The organism is Noviherbaspirillum cavernae, from assembly GCF_003590875.1.
Taxonomy (GTDB): Bacteria; Pseudomonadota; Gammaproteobacteria; order Burkholderiales; family Burkholderiaceae_D; genus Noviherbaspirillum; species Noviherbaspirillum cavernae.
The window spans coordinates 1,026,655-1,052,862 of sequence record NZ_QYUN01000002.1 but is presented as its reverse complement, the minus strand read 5'-3'; the positions used below and the strand labels follow the sequence as shown (position 1 = coordinate 1,052,862).

Annotated in this window: 17 protein-coding genes; 11 read left to right on the top strand and 6 right to left on the bottom strand. The window is 59.3% G+C overall.

What is annotated here, in order from left to right; all coding sequences use genetic code 11:
- The first annotated feature begins 128 nt into the window (after nt 1-128).
- Nucleotides 129-3,302 carry an efflux RND transporter permease subunit gene (locus tag D3870_RS04940; RefSeq protein ID WP_119737162.1) on the top strand — a complete coding sequence of 1,058 codons (3,174 nt, stop codon included), beginning with the start codon at nt 129-131 and terminating at the stop codon, nt 3,300-3,302.
- A 35-nt stretch (nt 3,303-3,337) separates the two neighbouring features.
- Nucleotides 3,338-4,780: an efflux transporter outer membrane subunit gene (locus D3870_RS04935; RefSeq protein ID WP_119741692.1), complete on the top strand. Its 1,443-nt coding sequence runs from the start codon at nt 3,338-3,340 to the stop codon at nt 4,778-4,780.
- Nucleotides 4,781-5,177: 397 nt separating this feature from the next.
- Here D3870_RS04935 and D3870_RS04930 read toward each other — a convergent pair whose 3' ends face one another.
- The 5 genes from D3870_RS04930 to D3870_RS04910 all read right to left on the bottom strand — a co-directional run bounded on the left by D3870_RS04930 (nt 5,178) and on the right by D3870_RS04910 (nt 10,155).
- Complete coding sequence (locus D3870_RS04930) at nt 5,178-5,462, bottom strand: putative quinol monooxygenase (RefSeq protein ID WP_119737160.1); 285 nt, start codon at nt 5,460-5,462, stop codon at nt 5,178-5,180.
- Between the two features lie 72 nt (nt 5,463-5,534).
- A complete protein-coding gene (locus D3870_RS04925; RefSeq protein ID WP_242489869.1) occupies nt 5,535-6,020 on the bottom strand; it encodes a TlpA family protein disulfide reductase in 486 nt (161 codons plus the stop codon).
- The gene (locus tag D3870_RS04920; protein ID WP_119737156.1) at nt 6,020-7,258 is read right to left on the bottom strand and encodes a sialidase family protein; all 1,239 of its coding nucleotides are present in this window, start codon (nt 7,256-7,258) and stop codon (nt 6,020-6,022) included. Before D3870_RS04920 ends, D3870_RS04925 begins: the two co-directional genes overlap by 1 nt.
- Nucleotides 7,245-9,653, bottom strand: coding sequence for a TonB-dependent receptor (locus tag D3870_RS04915; RefSeq protein ID WP_147375710.1), 2,409 nt, complete (start codon nt 9,651-9,653; stop codon nt 7,245-7,247). Before D3870_RS04915 ends, D3870_RS04920 begins: the two co-directional genes overlap by 14 nt.
- A gap of 133 nt (nt 9,654-9,786) precedes the next feature.
- Nucleotides 9,787-10,155, bottom strand: coding sequence for a DUF2946 domain-containing protein (locus D3870_RS04910; protein WP_119737153.1), 369 nt, complete (start codon nt 10,153-10,155; stop codon nt 9,787-9,789).
- A 463-nt stretch (nt 10,156-10,618) separates the two neighbouring features.
- Here D3870_RS04910 and D3870_RS04905 point away from each other — a divergent pair, with 463 nt between their 5' ends.
- The 6 genes from D3870_RS04905 (at nt 10,619) to D3870_RS04880 (ending at nt 19,154) form a co-directional block, all read left to right on the top strand.
- On the top strand, nt 10,619-11,854 hold the full coding sequence (locus D3870_RS04905; protein WP_119737151.1) for a polyhydroxyalkanoate depolymerase: 1,236 nt from the start codon (nt 10,619-10,621) through the stop codon (nt 11,852-11,854).
- A 199-nt stretch (nt 11,855-12,053) separates the two neighbouring features.
- On the top strand, nt 12,054-12,470 hold the full coding sequence (locus D3870_RS04900) for a hypothetical protein (protein ID WP_242489868.1): 417 nt from the start codon (nt 12,054-12,056) through the stop codon (nt 12,468-12,470).
- Nucleotides 12,471-12,557: 87 nt separating this feature from the next.
- The gene (locus D3870_RS04895) at nt 12,558-13,850 is read left to right on the top strand and encodes a TolC family protein (protein WP_119737149.1); all 1,293 of its coding nucleotides are present in this window, start codon (nt 12,558-12,560) and stop codon (nt 13,848-13,850) included.
- 9 nt (nt 13,851-13,859) lie between these two features.
- Nucleotides 13,860-15,434, top strand: coding sequence for an efflux RND transporter periplasmic adaptor subunit (locus D3870_RS04890; RefSeq protein WP_119737147.1), 1,575 nt, complete (start codon nt 13,860-13,862; stop codon nt 15,432-15,434).
- A gap of 18 nt (nt 15,435-15,452) precedes the next feature.
- Nucleotides 15,453-18,638, top strand: a complete 3,186-nt coding sequence (locus D3870_RS04885; RefSeq protein ID WP_119737146.1) for a CusA/CzcA family heavy metal efflux RND transporter — start codon at nt 15,453-15,455, stop codon at nt 18,636-18,638.
- A gap of 81 nt (nt 18,639-18,719) precedes the next feature.
- Nucleotides 18,720-19,154, top strand: a complete 435-nt coding sequence (locus tag D3870_RS04880) for a hypothetical protein (RefSeq protein ID WP_119737144.1) — start codon at nt 18,720-18,722, stop codon at nt 19,152-19,154.
- Between the two features lie 719 nt (nt 19,155-19,873).
- Here D3870_RS04880 and D3870_RS04875 read toward each other — a convergent pair.
- The gene (locus D3870_RS04875; protein WP_158590381.1) at nt 19,874-22,180 is read right to left on the bottom strand and encodes an NHL repeat-containing protein; all 2,307 of its coding nucleotides are present in this window, start codon (nt 22,178-22,180) and stop codon (nt 19,874-19,876) included.
- Nucleotides 22,181-22,904: 724 nt separating this feature from the next.
- On the opposite strand from D3870_RS04875, the gene D3870_RS04870 reads away from it, so the two are divergent.
- Genes D3870_RS04870 through xylB form a run of 3 tightly spaced genes read left to right on the top strand, consistent with a single transcriptional unit; the run spans nt 22,905 to nt 26,208 of the window.
- Complete coding sequence (locus tag D3870_RS04870; protein ID WP_119737139.1) at nt 22,905-24,383, top strand: FAD-binding oxidoreductase; 1,479 nt, start codon at nt 22,905-22,907, stop codon at nt 24,381-24,383.
- A 9-nt stretch (nt 24,384-24,392) separates the two neighbouring features.
- Entirely contained in the window at nt 24,393-24,677 is a 285-nt protein-coding gene (locus D3870_RS04865; RefSeq protein ID WP_119737137.1) for a hypothetical protein, read from the top strand.
- On the top strand, nt 24,670-26,208 hold the full coding sequence (gene xylB, locus D3870_RS04860; protein WP_242489867.1) for a xylulokinase: 1,539 nt from the start codon (nt 24,670-24,672) through the stop codon (nt 26,206-26,208). Before D3870_RS04865 ends, xylB begins: the two co-directional genes overlap by 8 nt.

Genomic DNA, 26,208 nt, shown 5'->3' with positions numbered 1-26,208 from the left:
ACCATTCCGGCAAGCCGGAAGCCAGTGTCATACCGCGAGCAACCCCGGCATTCCCCGGGCAAGTCCGGTCTATTGCCGGAACAATGGCAACGACACGACGTTCAGCAAAACACCAAGAGAGAACACAAATGAACTTCTCCAGATTTTTCGTCGACCGCCCGATCTTCGCGGCGGTCCTGTCGATCCTCATATTCGTGGCCGGCGTGCTGGCCTTGTTCAAGCTGCCGATATCGGAATATCCCGACGTGGTGCCGCCATCGGTGGTGGTGCGCGCCGTCTATCCGGGCGCCAATCCGAAAGTGATTGCGGAAACCGTCGCCGCGCCGCTGGAAGAACAGATCAACGGCGTCGAGAACATGCTGTACATGTCATCGCAGGCGACCTCCGACGGTGCGCTGGCACTGACCGTCACCTTCAAGGTCGGTTCCAACGTCGAGCAGGCCGAAACGCAGGTGCAGAACCGCGTACAGCGCGCCTTGCCGCGCCTGCCGGAAGAAGTACGGCAGATCGGCGTGACCACCGCCAAGAGTTCGCCCAACCTGACGATGGTGGTGCACCTGTCCTCGCCCAACGGCCGCTATGACGATGTGTACCTGCGCAACTACGCGGTGCTGAACATCAAGGATCAACTGTCGCGCATTCCCGGTATGGGCGAAACGCTGCTGTTCGGCGCGGGCGACTATGCGATGCGCGTCTGGCTCGACCCACAGAAGGTCGCGGCGCGCAGCATGACCGCCGGCGACGTGGTCAACGCGATCCGCGAACAGAACGTGCAGGTGGCCGCCGGCGTGATCGGCGCGGCACCGTCGAAGAACGCCGAGTTCCAGCTCACCGTCAACACCCAAGGTCGTCTGCAATCGGAAGAGGAATTCGGCAACATCATCGTGCGCACCGGCGCGGACGGTTCGGTCACGCTGCTGAAGGATGTGGCGCGGGTCGAACTCGGCTCCACCGACTACGCCTTGCGTTCGCTGTTGAACAACAAATCCGCTGCCGCGATCGGCATCTTCGAAGCACCGGGCGCAAATGCATTGCAACTGTCGTCGGACGTGCGCGCCACGATGGAAACACTGAAAAAGGACTTCCCGGAAGGCGTCGAATACAGCGTGGTGTACGACCCGACGCAGTTCGTGCGCGAGTCGATCAACGCCGTGATCAAGACGCTGCTCGAAGCTGTCGCGCTGGTGGTACTGGTGGTGATCGTGTTCCTGCAGACATGGCGCGCATCGATCATCCCGCTGGTGGCGGTGCCGGTGTCCATCGTCGGCACCTTCGCGGTGCTGCTGATGTTCGGCTTTTCGATCAATACGCTGACGCTGTTCGGCCTCGTGCTGTCGATCGGTATCGTCGTCGATGACGCCATCGTGGTGGTGGAAAACGTCGAGCGCAACATCCAGAACGGTTTGTCGCCGCGAGACGCGACGGTGCAGGCGATGAAGGAAGTCAGCGGCCCGATCATCGCGATTGCGCTGGTACTGTGCGCGGTGTTCGTGCCGATCGCCTTCGTCTCCGGTCTGTCGGGTCAGTTCTATCGCCAGTTCGCACTGACGATTGCGATCTCGACGGTGATCTCTGCCTTCAACTCGCTGACGCTGTCGCCGGCTCTCGCCGCCGCGCTGCTGAAGCCGCATGATGCGCCGAAGGATGCATTGACGCGCGGCATGGACAAGGTATTCGGCCGCTTCTTCAACTGGTTCAACCGCATGTTCCATCGCGCATCCGATCGCTACGAAGGCGGCGTCAAGAGCGTGCTGGGCCGCAAGACTGCTGCGCTGGCAGTCTATGCTGCGCTGGCAGTGGCCGCCGTGTTCGTGTTCCAGTCGGTGCCGAACGGTTTCGTGCCGGCGCAGGACAAACAGTATCTGGTGGGCTTCGCGCAATTGCCGGACGCCGCTTCACTGGAGCGTACCGATGCGGTGATCCGCCGCATGTCCGACATCGCGAAATCGGTGCCGGGCGTGGAAGATTCGATCGCCTTCCCCGGCCTGTCGATCAACGGTTTCACCAATGCGCCGAACTCCGGCATCGTCTTCGTCAGCCTGAAGCCGTTCAATGAGCGCAAGTCGGCGGAGCTGTCGGGCGGCGCGATCGCGCAGCAGATCAATGCCAAACTCGGCAGCATCGAGGACGCTTTCATCATGGTGTTCCCGCCGCCACCGGTGAACGGTCTCGGCACCATTGGCGGCTTCAAGCTGATGATCGAAGACCGCGGCAACCTCGGCTACGACGAACTGTACAAGGCGACACAGGCAGTTCAGATGAAGGCATGGCAGACGCCGGAGCTGGCAGGCATTTTCTCCAGCTATCAGATCAACGTGCCGCAGCTGTTCGCCGACATCGACCGCACCAAGGCCAAGCAGCTCGGCGTGCCGCTGTCGACGATCTACCAGACCCTGCAGATCAACCTCGGCTCGCTGTACGTGAACGACTTCAACCAGTTCGGCCGCACCTACCAGGTGAAGGTCCAGGCTGACGCGCCGTTCCGTTCGCATGCGGAAGACATCGCGCAGCTGAAGGTGCGCAACAACAAGGGCGAGATGATCCCGCTGTCGTCGCTGATGCGTGTCAAGGACAGCTACGGCCCGGACCGCGTGCAGCGCTACAACGCCTACGTTTCCGCCGACATCAACGGCGGCGCGGCACCGGGCGTTTCCAGCGGACAGGCGCAGGCGATCATGGAAAAGATCGCGCAGGAAGTTCTGCCCAAGGGCGTTACATATGAATGGACCGACCTCACCTACCAGGAAATCCTGGCCGGCAATACGATGGTGATCGTGTTCCCGCTGTGCGTGCTGCTGGTGTTCTTGGTGCTCGCCGCGCAATACGAAAGCTGGACGCTGCCGCTGGCCGTGATCCTGATCGTGCCGATGTCGATCCTGTGCGCCCTGCTCGGCGTCAAGTTCACCGGCGGCGACAACAACATCTTCACGCAGATCGCCTTGTTCGTGCTGGTCGGCCTGGCGTCGAAGAATGCGATCCTGATCGTGGAATTTGCACGCGAGCTGGAAGACCATGGCCGCACCGTGGTGCAGGCGGCGCTCGAAGCATGCCGTCTGCGTCTGCGCCCGATCCTGATGACCTCGATCGCCTTCATCATGGGCGTGGTGCCGCTGGTGTACTCCTCCGGCGCGGGTGCCGAGATGCGCCACGCGATGGGTGTCGCGGTGTTCTGGGGCATGCTCGGCGTGACCTTCTTCGGCCTGTTCCTGACGCCGGTGTTCTACGTGCTGCTGCGCACGTTCGCCAAGCGCTTCGAAAAATCCACACCGGCAATTCCCGCCACGCATAACGAGGTGCTGTGATGGCCGCTGATGAAAAATTGAACGGATTGCAAAAAATGAAAACAAATCCATTGCTGAAATTTGCATCGCCCTCATTGATGCCATTAGTGGCCGCGCTGGTCCTCGCCGGATGCGCGGCACCCGAACTGCGCGCACCGGAGCTCGACGTGCCGTCCGGATACAAGGAAGCCGCCGTGACGGAGTCCGCCCGCTGGAAGCCTGCGCAGCCGGCGGAAGCCCAGCCGCGCGGCGAATGGTGGAAGGCATTCAACGACAGCACGCTCGACAAGCTGATCGAGGACGCAACCACCGCCAACGCCAACCTCGCAACCGCTGCAGCACGCGTGAAGCAGGCGCGCGCATTGGCGGGCGTGGCCGAAGCCGACCGCATCCCGACCGTGGGAGTGGAATTCAGCGGGCAGCGCGGGCGAGGCTCGCCCGTCTCGCTCGGCCTGTCGCAGGATACCGCGGTTGTGCCGGTGACGGCATGGCAGGGACGCCTCACCGCCAGCTATGAAGTCGATCTGTTCGGCCGCGTCGCCAACAACATCAGCGCCGCGCAAGCGGATGCGCAGGCGAGCGAAGCGACCTACCGCTCCGTGCTGCTGGCGCTGCAGGCGGACGTCGCGCAGACCTATTTCCGCTTGCGCGCCGCTGACGGCGAACTGGCCGTACTCAACGAGACGGTGCGCCTGCGCGAGGAGAATGTGCGCATCAACCAGCGCCGCTACGATCTCGGCGATCTCGGCGAACTCGATCTGGCGCGCTCCAAGACGGAACTGTCGACAACGCGCTCCGACGCCATCGCGATGGAACGTCAGCGCGCATTGCTGGAACACGCGCTGGCGGTGCTGCTCGGCAAGCCGGCCGCCGCGTTCAGTGCACAGAACAATCCGCTGCCTGAATCTGCAGTATTGCCGGGCATCCCGGCCGGCCTGCCCTCCGCGCTGCTGGAGCGCCGTCCCGACATCGCCGCCGCGCAGCGCGCGATGATCGCCGCCAATGCCCGCATCGGCGTCGCCAGATCGGCCATGTTCCCCGCTCTCCGGCTCACGGGTGCGGGCGGCTACCAGTCGGAGGACATCGCCGACCTGTTCATGTGGAGCAGTCGCACCTGGGTGGTCGGCGCGCTGCTGTCGCTGCCGATCATCGACGGCGGCCGCAACAAGGCAAACATCGCGCGCAGCGAAGCCGCACTGGAAGAATCGGTCGCCGATTACCGGCAAAGCGTGCTGGCCGCATTCGCCGAGGTGGAAGACAACCTCGTCGGCCTGCGCACGCTGGCAGGACAGGCGCAGTCGATCGATGACGCGGTGGCCTCGGCACGGCGTTCGGCGGAACTGGCGAACAAGCTGTATCTCGCGGGACGCTCCGGCTACCTCGACGTGCTGGATGCGCAGCGCAATCTGGCGACGGTCGAACGCAGCGCAGTGCAGTTGCGCGGCGCACGGGCGACAACGACGGTCGCGCTGATCCGTTCGCTCGGCGGCGGGTGGTAAGCGTGACACCGTGGCGGCATCCCTTCGCACGCATTCAGCAGGACGACTGCTCGGGATTGGTTCGTAATCAGCAATGATGCATTGTGTGATTCACGCTTTTTCATGTCGGTCGCACTGCCTATACTTCGGGCGATCGATCGACGTGCTGCGCTTTGGTGCGCACATGTTGTGGCAGTGGTTCATGGATGCATGACCGAATCGTTGCGCATGATCGCCAGAATTCGAGAGAGACGCTGATTCGATTGACGCGTCGCTCGTCACGATGTTTGCCTACTCTCTCCAAGAGTTGGATTTGTGCCCGCAGCCGAAAGGCTTGCGGGCTTTTTTGCGTCTGGCGCAAGCCGTACCGAGGCATGCCGTCGCTGCATTGTCGGCTCGGACGAATCCGCCTGGCCGATCACGTGTAATCGTAGTACTCCCCCGTCGGCGGCACTGCAACCAGCTTCATCGTTTCCTTGAACTCGTCCGGCGGGATGTTCTTCAGCGACGCCTGATGCGCCTCGGCGCTTTCCCACACTTCGAGCAGCACGATGTGCGCCGGATTCTTCTGACTCTGAAGCAATTCGCAGGAGAGACAGCCGAGCGATGCCTTGATCGCCGGCACGAAAACCTTGAGCCGGTCGCGCAGCGTGTCGCCACCGCCTTCGTGCGCGCGAAATTCGTTGATTCGCAAAATGCTCATGCCAGTCTCCTTTTTCTCTCTCAAATTGCGTTGTGTCCATCCACCGCTGAATGACGGTGCGCACCGGGCCTCTCAACGCGCCATCAGCTTCTCTATCGTTGCCGCCGTTACCACACCGGAGTGCGCGACGCTTTCGCCGCGCGCATTGAACCAGTAGGTACGGGGGATTTCTCCATGCCACTTCGGATCGATTGCATAACGCAACTGCTCCGGCGGCGCGGCGCCAAACGCCCACGCATTGCCGCGCATGCCGACAGCGGCCAGCTTCTTCTTCATCAATGCAGCGGCTTGCGGATCGTCCAGCGCATCGGTCGCCAGCGTGACGACGTGGAGGTTCTTGCGCTTGCGCTTTTCCTCGGCCAGGGTTTTGAGGCTCTGCTGGCAATAGGTGCAATCCAGTGACCACACGATCAGCACGAACGGCTGCCCCTTCCTGCTCTCGACGAGGCGCGCCATGCTGTCCGCTTCAAATGCCTGGATCGCCTGCGCCGCATGCGCGGTCAGCGCGCACAGCATCAGCAGAAACCCGATGCCCGTGTGGCAAAGCTTTCTTGCCATCATTGCCTCCCTTTCAACAAGACCGTGCGCATACCCTCGTGCTGCGTGTGCCATACCAGCATGAACCCCGACGGCGTGTTCAGCAAGCGCGGCTGATCCGATGCCCCTTGCGTGCGCGCAAGTTCGCGATCCTGCCAGGTATGTCCGCCGTCGTTCGACAGCTTGCCGAGAATGGCGGTGGACTTGCCGTCAAACTGTTTCCACGCGAGCAGGACATTCTTTCCCGTTACCGCCACATCGGCATGCGCCGCCTGCGCCGACCCGAGCCGGATTGGTTTGCCGAGTTCGCCGGAAGCATCGGTGGCGGCATAAAACACGCCGCCTTCGCCATCCTTCACGTTGAACCAGGCCTGATGCCGCGTGCCATCCGCCGCAATCGCCAGCGCCGGTCCCTGATGCGGACAGGCATCGACACGCCAGTCATCGAAGCTGGCGCGCTTCATTGACGTGAGCGGCGCCAGCTTGCCGTCCGGCGTCAACTCGATCAAGGCATGGTCGCGCACGTTGGGCTCGAACACGTGCCGCCACAACGCGACCGGCCGACCTTGCGGATTGAGCGCCAGCGCGATGCGGCAGCATTCGCAGGAGTGATCGGCGATCTTGTAATCGCCCTTGAAGCTCGCGCCGCCATCCTCCGACACTGCGTAGTACAACGCCGCGCCGGCATATTTCTTCTTGCGCGCAGCGGCGGCCTCCAGATCGCGCTTGTCGATCCAGGCGACGTAGAGCCGCCCTTCCCGGTCGACGATCAGGGACTCGAAACGGTGCGTGATGAGGTCGCGGTTCGCATGCACGGTGACAGGCGGCGCAAAGGTTTTCCCGCCGTCGGTGGAGCGCACGAATCGGATGTCGCCGGTATAGGGCTTTGCCAGCGGTTTGGTGTAGGTGATGTAGATTTCGCCCTTGCTGCCGAAGGCGATCTTCGGCCGATTTTCGCCTTCCGCCGATACCGCTTCCGGCTGCTGCTGCACGCGGCGCGGCGCGGACCAGGTCTGTCCCATGTCGATGGATGTTTGCACGGCCACATACTGGTCGGCCCCTGCCGTCTCCTTGCTGACGATCCACAGCCGACCCTGCGCATCGATCGCGGCCGAGGCGCCCAATTCCCCCGCCTTTGCAGGCTTCGTGCCACCGGCCTGGTGGGGCCCATCATGCGCCATGGCCGGGAGCGCCAGGCCGAACAAGACAGCGAGGCCGGCGGCAATGGCGGTGCGGCGGTTCTGATCAAAAACTTGCATGGAGTTCTCCAACGAATGTGCGGCCGGGATAGGGGTGGAAGACGTAGTACTTCCGGTTCGTGAGATTGTTGACGCCGAACGACGCATCGATCTGCTTCGTGAAACGCCAGGTCGCCTTCGCATCCCACACCGTATAGGTCGAGGTGCCGCCATAGGTGTTCGGATTGATGTCGCTGTTGTCGAGCGTGTTGTATTGCCGCCCCGAATGGCGCACCGCGAGGCTGGTGGTCCATTGCTCGTTCGGTCGCCAGCTGCCGATCAGGTTGGCGCGCACGCGCGGCACACGTACCCAGTTCCTGCCCACGGTCGCCGGATTGTTGGTGTTCTCCAGCGTGACGGCATGCGCGTAGGTGATGTTGCCGGTCAGGTCGAAACCCTTGATGCCGACATCGTTCGCCGTTCCCGACAATTCGACCCCGCGCGTGCGCACGCGGTCGATGTTCTGGACATTGGTCACGTTGGGAAATATCAGCGTATTGGTCTGGCTGAGAATGGTGTCGCGTACGTCATCCTCGAACACGGATGCACGCAACGAACCGCTGGTCGCACCAAATTCAAAGCCCTTTTCCATCGTCAACTCTTTCGCCAGCGAACGTTCCGGCCTCAGGTTCGGATCGTTGTTGACCAGCGTGTTGCCGACGATTGTCCCTTGAAACAATTCCGCCACCGTCGGAAAGCGCACACCCTTGCCGATTGACGCCTTCACCACCATGTCGCCGCCGGGCAGCCACGACACCGACGCCTTGGGCGACCATGCCGATTCGCTACGGCCGGGATACGCCACGCTGGCAGTCGCGCTGTCGCGCCGGCCATCCATCGCTCTCCATTGCTCGTAGCGCACGCCCAGCGTCGTCAGCCACTGTGGCGAAAGCTTCCAGGTATCCTGCGCGAACAAGGCCTGCAAGCTGGTCTTGCCAAGGAATGTCGAGAGTTTGGTGGTCGGCCCGCCATTCAGCCAGTCATCCGCATTGAAGGTGAGATTGCGCAAGTCGTAGCGATTGATGTGATAGCCGAAAGCCAGCGCGTGCGCCTCGTCCTTGCCCGGCGTGTACGTCGTTTGCAGGTCGAGTGTCTTCCAGCCGGTACCGCTGTTGTCGGCGTAGGTGCCCGCTCCACCTGCATTGGCTGCCGGCGGCGGCGTGGTCGAGGAGCGTGTCAGATCGGTGCTGATGTCGTAAATCGTCGCCACCGCAGACGCGTTCCAGCCGGTCCTGTTCTTCGTCTTGAGCTGCAAGCCGAACATGCCATGCCCCTCTTCCACGTTCTGCGGCGAATAGGCGCTCGCGGGAATGCTGTAGCGCACGCCGTCGATCGACACCAGTCCTGCATACACCGGGTTGCCGGCGGCGTCGCGCAGAATGCTTGCACCGCTGCGCTTGCCTTCGTTGCGCCAGTAAACGTATAACGCCTCTCCATACAAGGTAGGCGAAAAATCGTAGCCCATCTTGAGCTTGACCTGTTCCTGTGTGTTGTCTTCGATGCCGCCGCTGTTCCCGGCCGGTCCCGCCAGCAGCCACGGCTTGCCGGTCGGATCCAGCGTCGCAAACACACCGGTCACTGGAATGGCAGTACCGGGTGCAGTCGACGGCGTCTGCAGCGTCACGTACTGCATCGGCTGGCTTCTGTTTTTCAGCCGGTTGGCGCTGATCGTGTAGTTCCAGCCACCAATCTTGTCTCCCAGCCACAGACTTTCCTGATTGCCCCGGTAGGTGCCGGAAAAGCCGGCGTCGTCGAGATCCTGGGTGAAGTACTGCACGCGTGCCGAACCCTCGAACTTCTGCGGTTGCCGCGTCGTCATCACGACCGTGGTACCGATCGAGTTGCCCGGATACAGCGCGGAGAACGGGCCGTACAGCTCGTCGATACGCTCCAGTTCCTCCGGCGCAACCACGTTCCAGCGCGGCGCGTTGAATTGGCCGAGAAACTGCGACAGCAGATAGCCGTCCGCATACACCAGCCCGCGCGGCGCCTGCAGTTCGCTGAAGGAGCGTCCGCCGATCAGGGAATTGCGATCGCCGATATAGCGCTTGCGAATCGTGGTGGCCGGCATGTACTTGAGCGCGTCCTCCACGTTGACGAAGTTTTGTTCGCGCAACTGATCGGCAGTCCTGGTTTCGGTGGTGGTCGGCAGGTTGGGATCGAGCGGCGAGCGCGTACCGGTCACAACCACCGGCTCCAGCGCCTTGTCGGTTGCAACGCCCTGCGCCAGCGCGGAAGCGGCAAAAACGGAGGATAGGGAAGCCGCCAGCAACGAGCGCCGGGGCGTGAAGATATTCTTGTTGAATGTGTGCATGGTCTTCCGCCAGAACGGAAAGTTCTTTCGGGAAAGAGCGTCGCGCGGCACCACGTACTTGCGTGTACTCGCCGATTCGCCATCCCGAAATCGGTCCGCCATGATCCGCAGCACGGAGCGCAGCAGCGCGCCGGTCGAGATCAATGACAGGACTCAAAAATCCGCGACCTGCATCGCAAGTGCGGATACGCCAAACCATCCGGCTGCATCACGCAGGGGCGGACGGATTCAGAACTCAGGCGTAGGCAGGAGGACCGCGCAACCAGGGAGACAGTCGGACAGCCGCATACTCCTGGCTATCGACCTGTTGGGGAATTTCAAACGCAATGGATGAAGGCAGAGGCAACGCCGCATGACTGTTCGGCAACGCGAGCATCTGCGCGACCGAACAGATGGGGCAATGCTGCTGCATCGCCATTCCGTCCGGCGAATCGCTGTCCGGTGACGCGATTTTCTTGATGCCGAACGCCGTGCAGACTTCGGCCAGGAAGCCGCCCCTCGATGCGGTGGCATAGCTGACGGCAGGCAGCAACGCCTGCATGAGCAGCACAAAAATCGCTGCCCACGCCTTGCTTTTGAGCTTATTGCCTATCGACCACGTCATCGGGATTTTTGGATGAGAATTGCGCGAATTCAATGCATGGAACACACATTAGGGCAGGATTATCGCTGAACTTGTGATATCGAACAAACATGCATGATGCAGTTCCCGGCATGGATCATGCTCTATCGCGTTCACATGGTGCAGCCATGAAATTGTTTTTCACATGGCACGCTCCCATATACATGTATATACATGGCCGGATGAAAGGAGTATCAGCGGTTCAAGCGATCTTGCGCAATGGCGCGACATTCATGGTATGTTGCCAATCAGTAATTTTCAAAATTACTGATTGGCAACATACCAATGCGCGCCAGTCCACTGATTGCGGAAAGGTTGGAAAACAGACATGGAAACACAAGAATATTTTTTCATGGAAATGCCGAAAATTGCATGTGATGCATTGCAGCAATAATTGTTTCGCTGGAGAATCACTCAATACAGGCACCACTTGAAAGAGGCCACAATGCTTTACCAACTGCATGAACTGAACCGTACTTTCCTCAATCCCATGATCCAATGGGCGCAGGCTTCCGCCAAGCTCTTCACGAATCCGGTTTCACCGCTCGCGCACACGCCCTTCGCGCAGCGCATCGCTGCCGGCTACGAACTGCTGTACCGCCTCGGCAAGGACTACGAAAAACCCGCATTCGGCATCAGGTCCGTCGCCGTCAACGGCAAGACCGTCGGTGTCTATGAAGAAATCGCGGAACAAAAGCCGTTTTGCCGCCTGATTCACTTCAAGAAGGACATGAGCGACAAGCAGCTCGCCAACCTGCATCAGCCGGTCGTGCTGCTGGTCGCGCCGCTGTCCGGACACCATTCCACCCTGCTGCGCGATACCGTGCGCGCCCTGCTTTCCGATCACGACGTCTATATCACCGACTGGACCGATGCGCGCATGGTGCCGGTCGCCGAAGGCGCATTCCATCTGCATGACTACATCTACTACGTGCAGGATTTCATCCGTCGCCTCGGCCCTGACCTGCACGTGATCTCGGTCTGCCAGCCGACCGTGCCGGTGCTCGCCGCCATTTCCCTGATGGCCAGCGCCAATGACCCGAAACTGCCGAAGTCCATGACGATGATGGGCGGCCCGATCGATCCGCGCAAATCGCCGACCGAGGTCAACAACCTGGCAACGGAAAAGCCGTTCTCCTGGTTTGAAAACACCGTGATCTACAGCGTCCCGGCCAACTATGCAGGCTTCGGCCGCAAGGTCTATCCGGGCTTCCTGCAGCACGCCGGTTTCGTCGCGATGAATCCGCAACGCCATGCGCAGAGCCATTGGGATTTCTACATGCACCTGCGGGAAGGCGACAACGATTCGGCGGAGGAGCATCGCAAGTTTTACGACGAATACAACGCCGTGCTCGACATGGATGCCGACTATTATCTGGAAACGATCAAGATCATCTTCCAGGAATTCCGCCTGCCGCTTGGCACCTGGGAAGTCGAAGGCAAGCTGGTGCGGCCGCAGGACATCAAGAACGTCGCCCTGTTCACCATTGAAGGCGAACTGGACGACATTTCCGGCTCCGGCCAGACGCAGGCAGCGCAGGACCTGTGCTCCAGCATTCCGGAATCCAAAAAACAGCACTTCACTGCGGAAAAGTGCGGGCACTACGGGATTTTCTCCGGCCGCCGCTGGCGCGAAATCATTTGCCCGAAGATCGGTGCATTCATCAAGGAACACGCCTGATTCGGATTTTCGCAAGAGAAGGCCGTGCAGCCTTCTCTTGCATCGGATAGCGTTCGATACGCAAGGCATTCCCTCTCGGGCCGCAAATACGCGGCCCGTTTTCCTTTCCGAACCCAACAGATCAATCCGGCAGCCATGGCCGGTTCTGCAGGCAAGGGCATGCCCGCCTTGCCATTCGTATTGCCATCCACCTCACGCCTTGATCATTGGTGGATCTATCGATTTCTTGCAGGTCAAGGAGCAAGAATTCAATGCTATTATTTGGCCCGTGAAAAAATTCCTTCTCATCCTGCTGCTTGCGATTCTGCCGCTCCAATACACTTGGGCAGCGGCAGCAGCGTATTGCGAGCATGAAAAGGAAGTGCAGGCATCGCATCCTGGCCACCACCCCCACGAGCATCAAACCGTGGATGGCGACTCGGACGACCAAGGCAAGGTTAATAAAGTCCACAGTGACTGCGGCGTCTGCCAGTTTTCTGCGCAGGCATCTTTTCTGACTACATTCCCTGCCGGCGTTCCGCCCGGCGATATCGGGCACGCAGTGCGTCTTCCCGACTTCTATTCCTCGCACATTCCAGACGGGCCCCAAAAGCCCAATTGGCAACTCGTCGCATAACGCGACGAGACGCTTTACCACGCCTATCAGAACGTAAATCTGAGGTGACGTCTCGTCAAATTCTTTCCCATTTGTCAGGAGAATTTGATGTATCGGTATCTCTTGCCGCTGAGTCTGGTGGCATTCAGTTTGCCAGGGAGTGCGCAAACTACTTCTGTTGTACCAGGTAATACCTACGTCGCTGCCGGGTCGAACACAGCCCGCGCAGCGGAACCGGCAGCCCCGCTAACGCTCCATGCCGCACTGGCATTGGCAATGCAGTCCAGCCCGGACTTGTCTGCAGCCCAATACGAACTGCAAGCCGTCGAGGCCTCTGTTCTGCAAGCCAATGTGCTTCCGAACCCGTCGATGGAGCTCGGCGTAGAAGACAAGCGCCGGGAAACCCGGGAAACAACGCTCTTGTTCAGCCAGCCTGTCGAGCTGGGTGGAAAGCGCTCGGCCCGTACGCGTGCTGCGGAACGTGGCCGTGACGCCGCGTCAGCCGAATTGAACGCGACGAGAGCGGAAGTTCGTGCCAGCGTGATTGCCGCATTTTTCGATGTCTTGTCCGCGCAAGAACGCCTGCGACTTGCCCAGGAGTCGGCGGAGCTGGCTCAGCGAGCGACAACGATTGCCAGCAAACGCGTAGCCGCCGGCAAGGTGTCGCCAGTGGAAGAAACCAAGGCGCGCGTGGCGGAGTCGAGTGTGCGCCTGGAGTTGGCGCAAGCGCGTAGCGAGTTGGTGTCGGCGCGCAAGCGGTTGAGCGCAACGTGGGGTAATCCGTCGCCTCGCTTTGAAAAGGCCGATGGACAGCTCGACAACTTGCCAGAACTACCAGAGCTCCCCAACCTTTCCCAACGTTTGGTTAGTGCTCCAGCCTTGGCACGCGCACGCCATGAAGTGGACCGGCGCCAGGCGCTGGCGCAAGTCGAACGCAGCCGCCGCATTCCCGATGTGACGATGAGCCTGGGCGTCAAGCGTTCCGAAGAGTTGGGGCGCAACCAAGCCATTGTCGGAGTCTCCATACCGTTACCTCTGTTCGATAGCAACCAAGGCAACGTGCTGGAGTCGTTGCGACGTGTCGACAAGGCGCGCGACGAGCTTTCCGCCACTGAAATTCGTCTGGACGGCGAATTGGCGCAGGCCTATGAAAAGTTGAGCGTTGCGCGGCAGGATGCAGAGTCATTGCGAACAGACGTCGTACCGGGAGCCCAGAGCGCATACGACGCTGCCGCGAAAGGATTTGAGTTCGGCAAGTTCGGCTTCCTCGATGTACTTGATGGCCAACGCACCTTGTTGCAAGCGAAATCCCAATACCTGCGCGCATTGTCCGAAGCGCATCGCGCAGCCGCAGACATCGATCGCATTCTCGGCGAACCAATGTCTGCCTCCAAGCATTAAGAGCAAACCATGAAAACCAATCTTACGAAGAAACAGTCATTTTCCATCCTCGCCATTGTTGTCATCGGCGTCTTGCTTGGCGTGCTTATCATGACGATGGGGAAAGCAAAACCCGCTGGAGACGGACACGGGCACGGTGGTCATGCCGAGCACGCCGAAGAAAAAGACGGCAACAAGCATGCGCACGCCGAAAAAGGCGATCACGACGAGCATGGCGATGAACACGGACACGAGGAAGAGCAGGCAAAAGGACCGCATGGGGGCAAACTATTCACCGAAGGCGACTTCGGTCTGGAAGTCGCCCTGAACGAGGAAGGCGGCGAACCACGGTTCCACGTTTACCTGTTCGAGAAGGAAAAGCCGCTCGCGCCCAATGCGGCAAAGGTGTCGATAACCCTCACGCGCCCGGACGGCGAAAAGCAGGAGTTGGCATTCACGCCGGAGAAGGATTACCTGAAGAGCGCTGCGCCCGTGGCTGAGCCGCATGTATTTGAAGCCACAGTTGCGGCGCAAACCCGCACGGAACCCTATCTGTTCACATTTGAACAGGCCGAAGGAACCATCGAGATGGGTGACGAGCAGGCGAAAGCTGCAGGCGTGACCGTCAATTCCGCAGGCCCGGCGAAGATAAACAGTTCATTGATACTGCCTGGCGAAATTCGCTACAACGAAGACCGTACCGCCCACGTTGTGCCGCGAATGGCAGGTGTCGTGGAAAGCGTCCATGTCAATCTGGGACAGAAGGTCAAGAAAGGACAGGTCCTGGCTGTCATTGCCAGCTCCGGACTGTCGGAACAACGCAGTGAACTGTTGGCGGCGCAGAAGCGGCTCGCGTTAGCCAGGACGACCTACGAACGTGAAAAGAAGCTGTGGCAGGACAAAATCTCGGCGGAACAGGACTACCTGCAGGCAGAACAAGCCATGCACGAGGCAGAAATCGCCGTCCGCAATGTCCAGCAAAAACTCGCCGCATTAGGTGCCAGTACCAATGGCAAGGGTTCGCTCAGCAGCTACGAAATTCGCGCCCCGTTTGACGGCATGATCATGGAAAAACACATCTCCCTGGGTGAAGCCATCAAGGAGGATGCCGACATTTTCACAATCTCGGACTTGTCGACGGTGTGGGCCGAAGTAGCTGTGCCGGCAAAAGACCTGAACATGGTGCGAGTCGGTGAAAAGGTGACGATGAAGGCCACCGCGTTCGACGCGACAGCGGCCGGCACGATTTCCTTTGTGGGCTCCCTGCTCGGAGAACAAACCCGTACCGCAAAGGCGCGTGTCTCCTTGCCGAACCCGGACATGTCCTGGCGTCCAGGTCTGTTCGTGAACGTCGAAATCGTGGCAAGCCAGGCCGACGTCCCGGTTGCCGTGACGACGGATGCCATCCAGACGGTCGACGACAAACCGACCATCTTCGTCCGCGTGCCGGGTGGATTCCTCCCGCAACAAGTCACCCTCGGTCGCACCGACGGCAAGGTGGTCGAGGTCGTGAAGGGCCTGAAGGCCGGTAGCAAGTACGCCGGCCCCGGCAGCTTTATCGTCAAGTCGGAGCAGGGTAAAGCCAGCGCCGAACATACCCATTGATGCGGAAGGATTATCGTTATGTTTGAACGCATCATACGTTTTGCCATCGAGCAGCGATGGCTAGTCCTGCTGGCGGTATTCGGCATGGCGATCGTCGGCATATTCAGCTATCAGAAGCTGCCGATTGACGCCGTCCCTGACATCACCAACGTCCAGGTGCAAATCAATACGTCGGCGCCGGGTTACTCGCCACTGGAAACGGAGCAGCGCATCACGTTCCCGCTTGAGACCGTGATGTCGGGGTTGCCCAATCTCGAGCAAACGCGCTCTTTATCGCGATATGGCTTGTCCCAGATTACTGTCATCTTCAAGGACGGCACGGACATCTACTTTGCGCGACAGCTGGTGAACGAGCGCCTGCAAGAGGCGAAGGAGCGGCTGCCGTCCGGGGTGACTCCGGTAATGGGACCCATCTCAACCGGCCTGGGAGAAATTTACCTGTGGACGGTGGAAACCAGGGACGGCGCGAAAAAGCCGGACGGTACGCCGTATACGCCGACAGACCTGCGCGAGATCCAGGATTGGATTATCAAGCCGCAGTTGCGTAACGTTCCCGGGGTAACTGAAATCAATTCCATTGGCGGCTTCGCCAAGGAATACCAGATTGCTCCGGTTCCCGAGCGTCTGGCTTCATACGGCTTGACCCTTCAGGACGTTGTGAATGCAATGGACCGCAACAACAGCAATGCAGGCGCAGGCTATATCGAAAAGCGCGGAGAACAGCTGTTGATACGCGCCCCTGGCCAGGTGCAGACGATTGACGATATCCGCAACATCATCCTGGGCAACGTCCAAGGTGTTCCAATCAGGATGCGCGATATCGGCGAGGTCGAAATCGGCCGTGAACTGCGTACCGGCGCCGCTACCGAGAACGGTCGGGAAGTCGTCCTGGGCACCGTGTTCATGCTGATTGGTCAAAACAGCCGAACGGTTTCGCAGGCGGTCGACAAGAAGATGACAGAGATTAACCGCACCCTCCCCGAAGGTGTGGAGGCTGTCACCGTCTATGACCGCACTGTCCTGGTCGACAAAGCCATCAACACGGTCAAGAAGAACCTGGTCGAAGGCGCGGTCCTGGTCATCGCGGTTCTGTTTCTCTTCCTCGGTAATATCCGGGCCGCGCTCATCACCGCGATGGTCATCCCGCTGTCGATGCTGTTCACGTTCAGCGGCATGGTGTCGAACAAGGTCAGCGCCAACCTGTTGAGCCTGGGAGCACTCGATTTCGGGATCATCATTGACGGCGCCGTGGTGATTGTGGAGAGCTGCGTGCGGCGGCTCGCGCATGCGCAGGCACACCACGGTCGACCCTTGACTCGAACCGAGCGTTTCCATGAGGTGTTCGCTGCTTCAAGGGAAGCCAGGCGGCCGCTGCTGTACGGGCAGCTCATCATCATGGTCGTGTATCTGCCGATTTTCGCGCTGACCGGCGTGGAAGGTCGCATGTTCCATCCGATGGCACTGACAGTGGTCATTGCACTGCTGGGCGCGATGATTCTGTCGATAACGTTCATCCCTGCGGCGGTAGCTCTATTCATCGGTAACAAGGTTGCGGAGAAGGAGAACGTCGTCATGCAGGGGGCAAAGCGTCTCTACGCCCCCGTGCTGGACTTTGTGATGGCGAACAAATCGGTGGTACTGACGTTTGCGGCTGTCACTGTCATCCTGTCGTCGCTGCTGGCGACACGCATGGGTAGCGAATTCGTGCCAAGTTTGAACGAAGGCGACTTTGCCATCCAGGCGTTACGCATCCCGGGTACCAGCCTGTCACAGTCGGTCGCCATGCAGCAACAACTTGAGCGCACGTTGAAGAAGCAGCATCCGGAAATCGATCGCATTTTCGCTCGTACCGGCACTGCGGAAATCGCGTCCGACCCCATGCCGCCGAATATCTCGGATGGCTACATCATGCTCAAGCCGCAAGACCAGTGGCCTGAACCGAAGAAGTCACGCGACGAGCTGTTGGCGGCGGTGCAGCGAACCCTGGCCAAGATACCGGGCAGCAATTACGAGTTTTCGCAGCCGATTCAGTTGCGCTTCAATGAGTTGATATCGGGGGTGCGCAGCGACGTGGCGGTCAAGCTGTTTGGCGACGATATGGACGTGCTCAACGACACGGCGGCCAGGATTTCGTCTGTACTCGGACGAGTAGCGGGCGCAGCCGAGGTGAAGGTCGAGCAAACCACCGGGCTTCCCATGTTGACGGTCAATATCGACAGGGAAAAGGCTTCCCGATATGGCTTGAACGTCGGCGATGTGCAAGACATGGTGGCGACTGCCATCGGTGGCAAAGAGGCGGGGACATTGTTTCAAGGAGACCGCCGATTCGACATCATCGTCCGGCTTCCAGAAAGTCTGCGTAATGACCTGGAAGCGATGAAGCGATTGCCCATCTCCCTGCCTCGCGCCGAAAACGGCAATGACCGAGCGGCCTTTATTCCATTGGGCGAAGTGGCAACGCTTGAGTTGGCTCCCGGTCCGAACCAAATCAGCCGCGAGGATGGCAAGCGGCGCATCGTGATTAGCGCCAACGTGCGTGGCCGCGATATCGGTTCGTTTGTCTCGGAAGCGGAACAGGTCATTCGGGAGCAGGTAAAGGTTCCGGCCGGTTACTGGACGACCTGGGGCGGACAGTTCGAGCAGTTGCAGTCAGCTGCCCAACGCCTGCAAATCGTCGTGCCGGTGGCATTGCTCCTGGTCTTTACTTTGCTCTTCGCCATGTTCGGCAACATCAAGGATGGCTTGCTTGTCTTTAGCGGGATTCCCTTTGCTCTTACCGGTGGGATAGTCGCGCTTTGGATGCGAGGCATTCCCTTGTCCATTTCGGCGGCAGTGGGCTTTATCGCACTTTCTGGTGTCGCCGTATTGAACGGCCTCGTGATGATTTCCTTCATCCGGACGCTTCGCGAAGAAGGCCGTTCGCTGGACGAGGCAGTTCGCGAGGGAGCGCTGACCCGCTTGCGCCCGGTACTCATGACAGCCCTGGTCGCCTCGCTCGGCTTCGTGCCAATGGCGATTGCTACCGGAACAGGGGCGGAAGTGCAGCGCCCCCTGGCCACCGTTGTCATTGGCGGCATCCTGTCCTCCACTGCGCTGACGCTGTTGGTACTTCCACTTCTGTACCGCCTTGCTTATCGCAAGGACGAAGCAGAAGAGGAACAGGCTATTGCGGTAAAGGCTGTGCCACAGCAACTTCCAACCTGACCCGCGATGCCCCTGATTCAGTCGGATCAGGGGCATCCATTTCCAGCGAAGCACAATTTTTTGTCACTCTCAGGAGAGAAAATGAAACTGTTTAAACATGCCTCTGTTACCGTCGCCGTTCTCGCAATGTCGTTGACCAACATCGCGGCAGCTGCCGACGACCACAAAGGCCACAACCACGATGACAAGAAAGGCGCCGAACATGCGCACGACGCCAAGTCGGTGTACGGTGGCGTCGTGTCCGTGGTGAAGGATGTGAATTACGAGCTTGTCACCAAACCCGACACCATTACGCTGTATGTAACCGACCACGGCAAACCGGTTGACACGAAAGGCGCATCAGCCAATCTGACGATTCTGTCGTCCGCAGAGAAGTCCGACGTGAAGCTGGAACCCGCAGGCGAAAACAAGCTGCAGGCCAAGGGCAGCTTCAAGGTACAGGCGGGGACCAAGGTTGCCGGCAACGTGAAGATTGGAAACCAGCCCGCGCAAAGCGTAAAGTTTTCTATCAAGTAAAAATCTGAGCAATCGTTCGGCTCTCTCTCTTTCCCTCTTTCCCTCTTCCCTCCCTCTCTCTGGAGATTTCCGGCCTCGAGGTCGTAAATCGCCAGGGGGCAACGAGAGCACTCCCTTTTTGAGGATTCATGAGCGCGCGTCACTACTGCGTGCAGGAAGTCGAAGCTGTCTCAGCCCGGCATCTTGAGTCTCGGCTTGCTCGCGCGTGAGCGTGGTTTTGCCGCCTGGTGTCCTGAGTTTGAAATTCGTTGCAAATAAAAGTGATGAAATCGCGACGAGGCAAGGAAAAAAGCACAGCAAGGCCGAGTACGCATTCCGGTTGAAATGACCACCTGTGCTGGTTACGGTTGACCGGCTCACTAGTGCTGACCGGCAGAGTGCGGCCAAAAGCGGAATTCATATCATCCCCAAAAGCGGCACTTTCCGAACGACTTGAGCGTGTCTACGGAAGTGGGGGCGATTCAACGCGACTCCGCCAAGTGGTTCTCAATTGTTTCGGTTGCGGCCACTCACAGCTGATCAGGATTAGTTATTTGTCGAAGATGCCGGGTGGGGGTTTTCAGGCGCGAACCGATGGCTGCTTTTGGATGATTATCACTGGCGGTATTCGTGTGAATACTCAGCCAATGTACTGTTGTTGAACTTTTTCTGCCAGTGATGACGATGCCGGACTGACTGAACCATTAATAACATCCGATATCCCCGCGTTGGTGATGACATCATTGTGGCCTTCCAATGAGGGGAGACTTCACAGTCAATATGGCGTATTGGCAAAGGATCGCCAGGGTATTCGGACCAATGAGGGTCATTGCTCTCGGTGGATTGAAACTTGGTGCATTCGAACCGAGATGGATGCCTCTCCGGGTTCCGGTATCTGCCACAGCAACGATTTTTCCTGACGGTGTCACTTTCCGAATGATGGTTGAATATTCATCGGCGACATATAGGTTTCCTTCGCTGTCAACCACCATGGAAGCGACAGGCTCGACGTAGCCGCCGTTATAGGCGACCCCGTAAGACGCGGCCGATGTCAGCACCGTAGTGACTACTCCACTCGGAGTAATTTTGCGAATGTTGTTGTTAGCCGAATCATAGACAAACAACGAGCCATCCGGCCCCGTTACCAAATTCCTTGGCTCATTGAAAAGTGCCTGCACACCTTGTCCGTCAATGTTTCCCTTGACGCCTGCAACGCCGGCAAAGATGCTCACCACGCCGTTGGTGTCGATCTTGCGTATCACGGAACGATTCGTTTGAGAGACATAGACATTGCCATCCTTGTCGGCAGCGGCAGCATAGATATGGCTGAATTGGGCATCTTTTCCAGGGCCATCAATGTCCGTCTGGTATCGGAAGTTTTCTTGAATGCTCCCATCGATTTTCCCGGCAATCATGGTGGTGGAATAAAGCCCTTGTGCATTTGGAATGCCGAGCTGGACGTAGTTCCATCCCCATCCAACAAAACCCCCGGTCTGACTAAATTGTCGCTGCGTTGTACCGGTATAGTCTGTTCGAATGCCATTCGGATCTCTCGGCAAGGTACTAAAACCTCCATCAAGGGCCACTTTTCTTGATATGGCCTTGGTCGAGCTGTAACCACTCGGGTCACTCCCAGAATTTACTAAAAGGAGTAGGGTGCTATCGCTGGGGTCCCATTGAAGGCCATCTGCACTAGCGATGAGATCTACAGGCCCTCCATCCAGTGGAAATTGCGCTGCATCCCATGGAGCGCCAGCAAGGACACTATATGTGCCGTTATTCTCGACCTTACCTATGAAACTGCGATTGGGGTCGGAAAAAACCAGATTGCCCGCCTTATCGAGCACAAGGCCAAATGGCTCGAAACTGTCATAACTTCCTCTGTCGAGGTGATAGTTCATTCCATGAGGAGTATCAAACTGGCTGGTATCCCGGATGACCGTACTGACGATGCCTTCAGGTGTCATCCTTCTGATTGCATTATTTTCGGGATCGGCGATATACAGGTTGCCGACGGTATCGGCAGCAATGGCGGTCGGCATATCGAACCGGGCTGCGCTTCCTGCCCCGTCCAAGTAACCATGTTGCAGGTACTTTCCGGCGAGCGTTGTCACCGTTCCGCTTGGCGTCATTTTTCGGACTAAGGCACTGGCGGGGCCTCCACCGACTGCTGGAATTTTCCCGACATCCAGAATGTAAATGTTCCCGCTCGGATCGAATGTCATGGGCCCGGGGCCGAAGAACAGGACATCTGCTCCCTGCCCATCTGCGAAGCCGCGTGTCTGGTACTTGCCTGCGATGGTCGTGACCTGGCCATTTGGGCTGATACGTCTGACGACGAAGTTATCTCCCTCAGACACGTAGATATTGCCCGATGGGTCCACCAACAGTCCGGCAACTCTTCCAAGCTTGAGAGCAAGCGCTGAAGTATTTGCCGACGTATCGGTGCCGCCGCCGGCGACGACGGTGAGCTTGCCGGACGCGCTCCATTTCTTGAGCGTGAAGTCGTCAGCAAAAAATACATTTCCTTCGTTGTCCAAAGCCAGTGAGTCGATGGCGCAATATCTGGCGATGTTGGGATCGGTGTCGCTAGGCCCACAAACCTGCATTTGAGTCGCCAGAGTGCTGACTTCCCCAGCGGGGGTGATTCGTTTTAGACGAGACGCCCAGCGCTCGGCCACGATGACATTGCCGGACTTATCGACAACCATTTGGTCCGGCGTACCAAATCGAGCCTCGGCGCCGTTGCCATCAACGTCTCCGAAGCCGGTAATGATGCCGGCCACATAGGAGACAGAAAAGGGAGCCGAAGCGCTTGCAGCGGATGTGTTTGGCTGAGAGGGGGATGCCGATGAGTCGGAAGTGAGTGGCTCAGGTTGGTTAGGCGTTGAGGTACCTGAACCAGTTGTATTAGAAATGTCCATCGGAGCTTGAACGGATGAGGCGCTAGTCGATCTTCCACCTCCACCGCACGCCGCTAATAACAATCCAATTAAAACCGGCACCAATGCTCGTATTCCCCACGCACGGGTGAAGCCTTTGACCATATCCATCTCCAATAGAAAGTTTTCGTCCTGTATGTCGAAAGTCTACGGGGGCGACGCTCTTTCTCGATGAGGATGGTCAATCTCCAACTTGCGTTTTGCCAAAAGTCCAGTGCGCATTCCAACCAGAAAGCTGGTTGCGTTTAGACAAGTAAGGTTTTGCCGCTGGCGCAGGAACAGGAAGGTTTGCTTTGCTACCGGCAGCTTGCGTTGCTGGCTATCGCGGACGTTGAGCGTCCGCTTTCGCCGCCCGCCTGGGTCCGCTTTGGGTCGATTGCTGCTGGTGGTCATTTCAAGTGCGCCGGTCAGCTCCGAACGGATTGCTGGTCAACGATGACCCGCACCCGCACCGAGGCCTTGCGAGCATTTTTGACGCAGTATCGGTGCGATTCTCGTCATCTTTTATGTAGCGAATTTCTAACTCAGGACACTAGGTCAGCATTAGCGGGTTGATGCTCGCCACAGGCGCAATGGTTTCCAACCATTGCTCGCACCCAAAAGCGCGAACTACCTGAATAGAGCACGTAGCGACGAGCCGTTGCCAATTTCGAGATTGCGCAACGCGCGTACGCTGATGCCCGCACGTGCAGCGAACGTTTCCTGGCCCAGCTTGCGATGCGCCGAGCGGAAGCAAGAAATGGATTGACAAGCAAAAAAACCTTCTTCAGAATCTGCACAAACGTTTGTTCAAGTGGTTTTTCATCGAAGTCCCCTAAGGATAGAAATCATGAACGTTACAAGTTTGGCGCATCTGCAGGGGGAAACCCCAAGTCTGCACAGAGATGTCGTTGCCGGGTTTGCTGCAATAGTCGGCCCGGAAAATGTCTTGACCGGGGTTGCCGATCGATATGCGTATTGCAGGGATCGCCTGCCTTATGGCCTGTTCAAATTGCGCGCCAACAACCTGCCCGGCACCCTGCCTTCCGCCATCCTCTCGCCGGCAACAGCCGCAGAAGTCAAAGCCATCGTCGACTATGCCCGGCAAAACAAGCTTTCCCTGATTCCATTTGGTGCCGGCTCGGGCGTACTGGGCGGGACGATACCGCTCGTCAATGAGATCATGGTCGACCTCAAGCGCATCAATCGCATCGTTGACCTCAACACCACCGATGGGACCGTGACCGTGCAAGCGGGCATGAACGGCATGCAGTTCGAGCAAGAGCTGGAGCGCAACGGCTATACCGCCGGGCACTTGCCGCAATCCATCGCCATGTCGACCGTCGGCGGCTGGGTCGCGTGCCGCGGCGCGGGTCAGGCGTCCTCCCGCTACGGCAAGATTGAAGACATCGTTCTGGGCCTGAAAGCGGTGCTCCCCAACGGCAAGCTGCTGGAAGTGCGGCCGGTCGCCCGTCGCGCGGTCGGCCCGAGCATCAAGGATTTGCTGGTGGGCTCGGAAGGCGTGCTCGGCTTCATTACGGAAGTCACGCTGCGCGTCTGGCGCAAGCCGGAGCACACCAGCGCTCTGGTGCTCGCATTCGGCTCGCTGGAGGCAGGCTTTGCCGCCTTGCGCGAAGTCGTGCAAAGCGAGCTGCGGCCCGAAGTCATCCGCCTGTATGACATCAAGGAGAGTGTGCAGCGCACCGAAGGCATGCCCGAATTTGTCGAGCGCCCGATCCTGTGCATCATGAAATTCTCGGGCAAGGAAGCCCTTGCGACGGTCGAGCGCGAGCTGACTCTGGCCATCTGCAGACAGCATGACGCGGTCGTTTGCGGCAATGCCCCGTACGAGCATTGGGAGCAGACCCGTTTCCACTCCTACTCCACCAAGTGGCAGAGCGACGGCTACTACATGGATACGATCGAGGTCACGGGAACGTGGACGCATCTGCCGCAGATGTACGAAGCGATGCGCGACGCGGCACACGCGATTCACCCGGACATGCATTTCGGCGCGCACTGGTCGCACATCTATCCCGAAGGCGCATGCCAGTACATGACCGTGCGGCTGCCGCCCATGCCGGAGGATGAGGCAATCCGGCTGCATCAGCTAGCATGGGAAAAAATCGAAAACCTCTGCCTTGAACTGGGCGGCTCGGTGGCACATCATCATGGTGCAGGCCTTTTCCGCAATCCCTGGATACGCAAGGAACTGAACGAGGGATTGAACATGCTGCAAATCCTCAAGGATGGACTCGATCCGGATAATCTGATCAATCCGGGAAAGCTCGCCCTGAGACAACCAGCCGGCTCCAATTGGCAATCATAAGGATGAAGCATGAGCGAATATCGCAAAGACTTGACCACGTGCGCCTACTGTCCCAATACCTGCCGCTCCGGTTACGCTGCGGCGGCTCCCGTGCAGATCGAATCGCAGACACCCTCCGCGCTCTCCTTGATCACGCTGGCGGTACTCGACGGACGCCTGTCCCTTGACGAGGAAACGCGCAAGACGCTCGGCCGGCGCGGCCCGACCGAGGCCAGCGTCGGCCAATGCACCTATGGATTGAACATGCCGGCGGCGATCGATGCCGCCTTGTTGACGGGGACCGCGCATGGCTGACGACGCACTTGCCGCAGGCAGCATGAAAACGTGGTTGATGGGCATCGACATTGGCGCCGGCAGTCTCAAGACGATGATCGTGGATGCCGACGGCAAGGTATGCGGAAGCGCCGCCGTCGATATCGAGACCCACTCGCCCAAACCGCGCTGGAGCGAACAGAATCCGCAGGACTGGTGGCGGGCCGTGTGCGATACCGTCCCCCGTGCGCTCAAGCAGGCCGGCATCGCGGCCGGCGACATTGCGGCCGTATCGTTCAGTGCGGGCGCGCATACGCCGGTCCTCGAAGACGCTGACGGCAATCTGGTTCGGCCCGCCATTCTCTGGAACGACCAGCGCAGCGGCGAAGAATCGCGCGAACTGCAGGAGCGTCATGGCGAGCGGATTCTCGCCCTCGGCCTGAACCGCCCCGCGCCGACCTGGACCATGCCGCAATTTCTCTGGCTCGTTCGCAACGAACCGGAAGCCGTGAAGAAGGCCGCTCGCGTATACATCGCCAAAGACTGGCTGCGCTCGCGCCTGACCGGCACGTGGGAAACCGACCGCACCGAAGCGGTAGGCACCCTGCTCTTCGATCCCGCGCAAGACGCATGGTCAAGGGAACTGTGCGATCTCGCGCAATGGAATATCGACACCTTGCCGCCAGTGGTCGCGCCAACCACCGTGGTCGGCAAGGTCACCGCCAGCGCGGCACGTGAAAGCGGTCTTGCCGAAGGCACGCCGGTCGTCTGCGGCACCTCGGACACCTCGATCGAAACCTTCGGCGCAGGCTCGGTCGCCGCCGGCGATGGCACCATCAAACTGGCAACCGCCGGGACGGTGAGCGTTGTCAGCAGCAGGCCGCGCGTCCATCCGACACTGATCAATTACCCGCTGGCCGTACCCGGCCTCTGGTATGTGATCACCGGAACCAACAGCTGCGCGTCGGCGCACCGCTGGTTCCGCGACCGTTTTCTGATGACGCCCGGCATCAGCGGCAGCGACGCCTTTGCCGAGATGGACCGATTGGCAGGCACCGTCGCGCCGGGCGCGGAAGGTTTGCTGTTCCACCCCTATTTGCAGGGCGAGCGCGCGCCCTACTGGGATCCGATGTTGCGGGCGGATTTTGTCGGCATGACCTTCCGTCACGACAAGGCGCACTTCTCGCGCGCCATCTACGAAGGCATCGCATTCTCGCTGCGTGACGTGCTGGAGCAATTCCGCGCGCAGGACATGGATATCAGGACGGCGCGCATCATTGGCGGCGGCTCCAAAAGCGCGACCTGGCGGCAAATCGTTGCCGACATTCTCAATGTCGAAATCCTTTTGCCGGAAACGACGGATGCCTCCTTCGGCGCAGCGCTGCTTGCCGGCGTCGGGGTCGGCGTTTTTGCCGACGAAATGACTGCTGCCGGACGCTGTGCGCGCATCGTCGGCCGCTCGCTGCCCGATCCGGAAAATGTGGCGTTCTACGACAGACTGTTCCGCGTCTACAAGGATGCGCAGGCAGGTTTGGCCCAGGTCAATCACGCTCTTTCACGCATGACGGGATAG

Coding starts and splice junctions, on each gene's coding strand:
- D3870_RS04940 (WP_119737162.1), top strand. CDS start 129: ATGAACTTCTCCAGATTTTTCGTCGACCGCCCGATCTTCGCGGCGGTC.
- D3870_RS04935 (WP_119741692.1), top strand. CDS start 3,338: ATGAAAACAAATCCATTGCTGAAATTTGCATCGCCCTCATTGATGCCA.
- D3870_RS04930 (WP_119737160.1), bottom strand. CDS start 5,462: ATGAGCATTTTGCGAATCAACGAATTTCGCGCGCACGAAGGCGGTGGC.
- D3870_RS04925 (WP_242489869.1), bottom strand. CDS start 6,020: ATGGCAAGAAAGCTTTGCCACACGGGCATCGGGTTTCTGCTGATGCTG.
- D3870_RS04920 (WP_119737156.1), bottom strand. CDS start 7,258: ATGCAAGTTTTTGATCAGAACCGCCGCACCGCCATTGCCGCCGGCCTC.
- D3870_RS04915 (WP_147375710.1), bottom strand. CDS start 9,653: ATGGCGGACCGATTTCGGGATGGCGAATCGGCGAGTACACGCAAGTAC.
- D3870_RS04910 (WP_119737153.1), bottom strand. CDS start 10,155: ATGACGTGGTCGATAGGCAATAAGCTCAAAAGCAAGGCGTGGGCAGCG.
- D3870_RS04905 (WP_119737151.1), top strand. CDS start 10,619: ATGCTTTACCAACTGCATGAACTGAACCGTACTTTCCTCAATCCCATG.
- D3870_RS04895 (WP_119737149.1), top strand. CDS start 12,558: ATGTATCGGTATCTCTTGCCGCTGAGTCTGGTGGCATTCAGTTTGCCA.
- D3870_RS04890 (WP_119737147.1), top strand. CDS start 13,860: ATGAAAACCAATCTTACGAAGAAACAGTCATTTTCCATCCTCGCCATT.
- D3870_RS04885 (WP_119737146.1), top strand. CDS start 15,453: ATGTTTGAACGCATCATACGTTTTGCCATCGAGCAGCGATGGCTAGTC.
- D3870_RS04880 (WP_119737144.1), top strand. CDS start 18,720: ATGAAACTGTTTAAACATGCCTCTGTTACCGTCGCCGTTCTCGCAATG.
- D3870_RS04875 (WP_158590381.1), bottom strand. CDS start 22,180: ATGGTCAAAGGCTTCACCCGTGCGTGGGGAATACGAGCATTGGTGCCG.
- D3870_RS04870 (WP_119737139.1), top strand. CDS start 22,905: ATGAACGTTACAAGTTTGGCGCATCTGCAGGGGGAAACCCCAAGTCTG.
- D3870_RS04865 (WP_119737137.1), top strand. CDS start 24,393: ATGAGCGAATATCGCAAAGACTTGACCACGTGCGCCTACTGTCCCAAT.
- xylB (WP_242489867.1), top strand. CDS start 24,670: ATGGCTGACGACGCACTTGCCGCAGGCAGCATGAAAACGTGGTTGATG.